General features: G+C 73.4%; 2 protein-coding genes. Both read left to right on the forward strand.

Annotation, left to right across the window (positions count from 1 at the left end; translation table 11 throughout):
* Nucleotides 1-70 precede the first annotated feature (70 nt).
* The gene (locus FHG89_RS00255; RefSeq protein ID WP_244295050.1) at nt 71-1891 is read left to right on the forward strand and encodes a VirB4 family type IV secretion system protein; all 1821 of its coding nucleotides are present in this window, start codon (nt 71-73) and stop codon (nt 1889-1891) included.
* Nucleotides 1888-3360, forward strand: a 1473-nt coding sequence (locus FHG89_RS00260; protein ID WP_139581843.1) for a helicase HerA domain-containing protein, incomplete at its 3' end; no start/stop codon positions are given. The genes FHG89_RS00255 and FHG89_RS00260, both read left to right, overlap by 4 nt.

Genomic DNA, 3360 nt, shown 5'->3' on the forward strand with positions numbered 1-3360 from the left:
GACTCGCTGCCCCCGACACCACCATCACCGGCCCTCCGGTCAGGAGGTCGACACCCAGGAGGACATCGTCATGAGGATCCGCTTGCGTCGTCCGACGGTCCTCATCGACCCGGATACCGCGGCGCTGCCTCCCGCCGGAGGCGTGGCGGCGGCGGTGGCGCCGGCCTCGGTGGAGGTGACGCCCCGGTTCCTGCGGGTCGGAGACGGCTACGCCGCCACCCTGGTGGTGACCGGCTATCCGGCCGAGGTGGGGCCGGCGTGGCTGGAGCCGCTGCTGTCCTGGCCGGGCCGCCTCGATCTGGCGTTGCACATTGACCCGATCCCCGCGCCGGTGGCGGCGTCGCGGCTGCGAACTCAGCGGGCCCGGTTCGAGTCGTCCCGGCGGGCGGACGAGCAGAAGGGCAAGCTGGCCGACCCGTACGTGGAGGCCGCCGCCGACGACGCCGCCGACCTCGCCGAACGCCTCGCCCGGGGTGCGGCGAAGCTGTTCCGCGTCGGTCTCTACCTGACCGTGCACGCCCGCACCGAGCCCGAACTTCTCGACGCGTGCGCGCAGGTGAAAGCCGCCGCCGCGTCCACCCTGATAGAGGTGCAGCCCGCGACCTGGCGGCACCTGCCCGGCTGGACCACCACCCTGCCCTTGGCCACCGACAGCCTGCAGATGCGCCGCACCATGGACACGCAAGCCTTGGCCGCCGCGTTCCCTCTCGCGTCGGCGGACCTGCCCGCACCACTGCCCGGCGACCCGGCCACCACCGGCGGGGTGCTGTACGGGGTCAACCCCGATTCCCAGGGCATCGTCTGGTGGGACCGGTGGGCGCAGGAGAACCACAACAGCGTGATCCTGGCCCGTTCCGGCGCCGGCAAGTCCTACTTCGTCAAACTCGACGTGCTGCGCAACCTGTACCAAGGGGTCCAGGTCGCCGTCGTCGACCCCGAGGACGAATATCTCCGGTTGGCCGACGCGGTCGGCGGCACCATCGTGCGGCTCGGCGCACCCGGCGTGAAGATCAACCCCCTGGATCTGCCCGCCGGGGACACCCGCCCGGATGTGCTCACCCGCCGCGGCCTGTTCCTGCACACCCTCATCGCGGTGCTGCTGGGGCAACTGCCGCCGCCCGCCGAGCGCGCCGCCCTGGACCGGGCGATCCTCGCCGTCTACCGGCAGGCGGGCATCACCGCTGACCCGGCCACCCACCACCGGCCCGCGCCGCTGCTGAAGGATCTGGCCGCGACACTGCGGGCCGACGACAACGCCGCCGCCCACGAGTTGGCCGCCCGACTCGCCCCGTGGGTGGCCGGCTCGTTCTCCGACCTGTTCGACTCGCCGACCACGACCCGCCCGCACGGGCATCTGGTCGTCTGGAGCCTGCGGCACCTGCCGGACGAACTGCGCACCGTCGGCACGCTGCTCGCACTCGACTCGATCTGGCGGTCAGTAGACGCACCGGGTCGGGCCCGATTGGCCACCCGCCGCCTCGTCGTGGTGGATGAGGCGTGGCTGTTGATGCGCGACGGTGAAGGCGCCCGGTTCCTGTTCAAGATGTCCAAGGCCGGCCGCAAGCGCAACGCTGGCCTGTCGGTCATCACCCAGGACGTCGCCGACGTGCTCGGCACCGACCTCGGCCACGCCGTCGTGGCGAATGCGGCCACGCAGGTGCTGCTCAAGCAGGCACCGCAGGCCATCGACCAGGTCGCCGACGCGTTCGGCCTGACCGCCGGGGAACGGCGGATGCTGCTGTCCGCCCGGGTCGGGCACGGCCTGCTGATCTCCGGCACGAACCGGACCGCGTTCGAGTCGATCTCCTCGCAGGCCGAACATCTTCTCGCGACCACGAAGCCGTCCGACCTCGCCGACCTCGACCTCGACGACGGGGAGGAGGAGCTGTGACACCACCCCTTGTCGCGTCGCCGACGCCCGCCCCCTCCGGGCCGGGCGCCGGCGTCATTGCCCCACCGAGCGCGCCCACCCGCTGGGTTCTGCAGGCCGCCGATTGGGCGGTAGACCGGCCGTGGCTGCTCGGCGTCGCCGCCGCCCTGCTCCTCGCGTACATCGCCGGGCGCGACCTGCTCGACGGGTGGCGGCACCGCCGCCACGCCGACCGGGCCCGCCTCGTCACGGTCGCCCCACCGCCGGAGGTCGACCCGCACAGCGCCGACGCGCTGTGGGCGAATTTGCACGGCACGCTCACCCCGTCGCGCCGACGCCGGCTGCTGTACGGCAGCCCGCACGTGGTGTGGCAGTACACCTGGATCGGCCGGCAGCTACTGATCTCGATCTGGGTACCCGGCAGCGTGCCGCAGGGGGCGGTCGAGGCCGCCGTGCGGGCCGCGTGGCCCGGCGCCGCCTGCACCACCGACGACCACGCGTCACCGCCGATCCCGCTCGACGTTCCGGCGGCCGTCGGCGGGCACCTGCTGCCGACGGCCGCCGAGTGGTTGCCGATCAACATCGACCACGACAACGACCCGCTGCGGGCGTTGATGTCCGCCGGGTCGCAGCTCAAGGCGGACGAGTACGCCTGCGTACAGGTCCTCGCCCGCCCCGCCACCGCGCGCCGGGCCGCACGCGCGCGCCGCGCGGCGGGCAGGTTGCGCGACGGCAAGACCTCCGTACCGGCCATCAATCCCGCCGCGCCGCTGCTGTGGCTGATCGAGGTCTTCCAGACGGGATCCACCGTGCGGAGCAGGACCGGGTCCGCGGGGGCGGCGCCGCGGAGAGATCCCGGTGTGGAGCGGGACGTGCGGGCGATCCTCGACAAGACCGCCCACCCGCTGTGGACGATCGGCGTCCGCTACGCCATCGCGAAGAACAATCACCGCGGCGGCTCCCGGCCGGAGGCGAGGTTGCGGGGCATCGCGGACGCGGTCGCCTCGTCGTTCGCCGTGTACGCCGGCCGCAACCGGCTCGCGCACCGGGCGCGGATGGCGCAGCCGGTGGCCGTGCTGGCCACCCGGCGGCTCGGAGCCGGGTTCCTGGCCTCCACCCCTGAGCTGGCCGTCCTCGCCGCGCTGCCGCGGGATCTGGCCGTACCGGGGCTGGATCGGGCGCGGGCGAAGTCGATGCCCGCCCCGGTGGCGGTGCCGACCGGCGGCCGAGGGATGAAGGTCCTCGGCGACGCCGAAGTCGGTGGCCACGCGGTGGCCCTGTCCGTCGCCGATGCGAGGTATCACCTGCATGTGGTCGGATCGACGGGCTCCGGGAAGACCACCCTGCTGGTCAACATGGCCGTCGAGGACATCACAGCCGGCCGGGGCACCGTGGTCATCGACCCGCACGGCGACATGGTCCTGGACATCCTCGACCGGCTCCCCGCGAGCGTCGCGGGCCGGGTGGTGCTGTTCGACCCCGACCTGCCC

The organism is Micromonospora orduensis, from assembly GCF_006228125.1.
GTDB classification, from domain to species: domain Bacteria; phylum Actinomycetota; class Actinomycetes; order Mycobacteriales; family Micromonosporaceae; genus Micromonospora; species Micromonospora orduensis.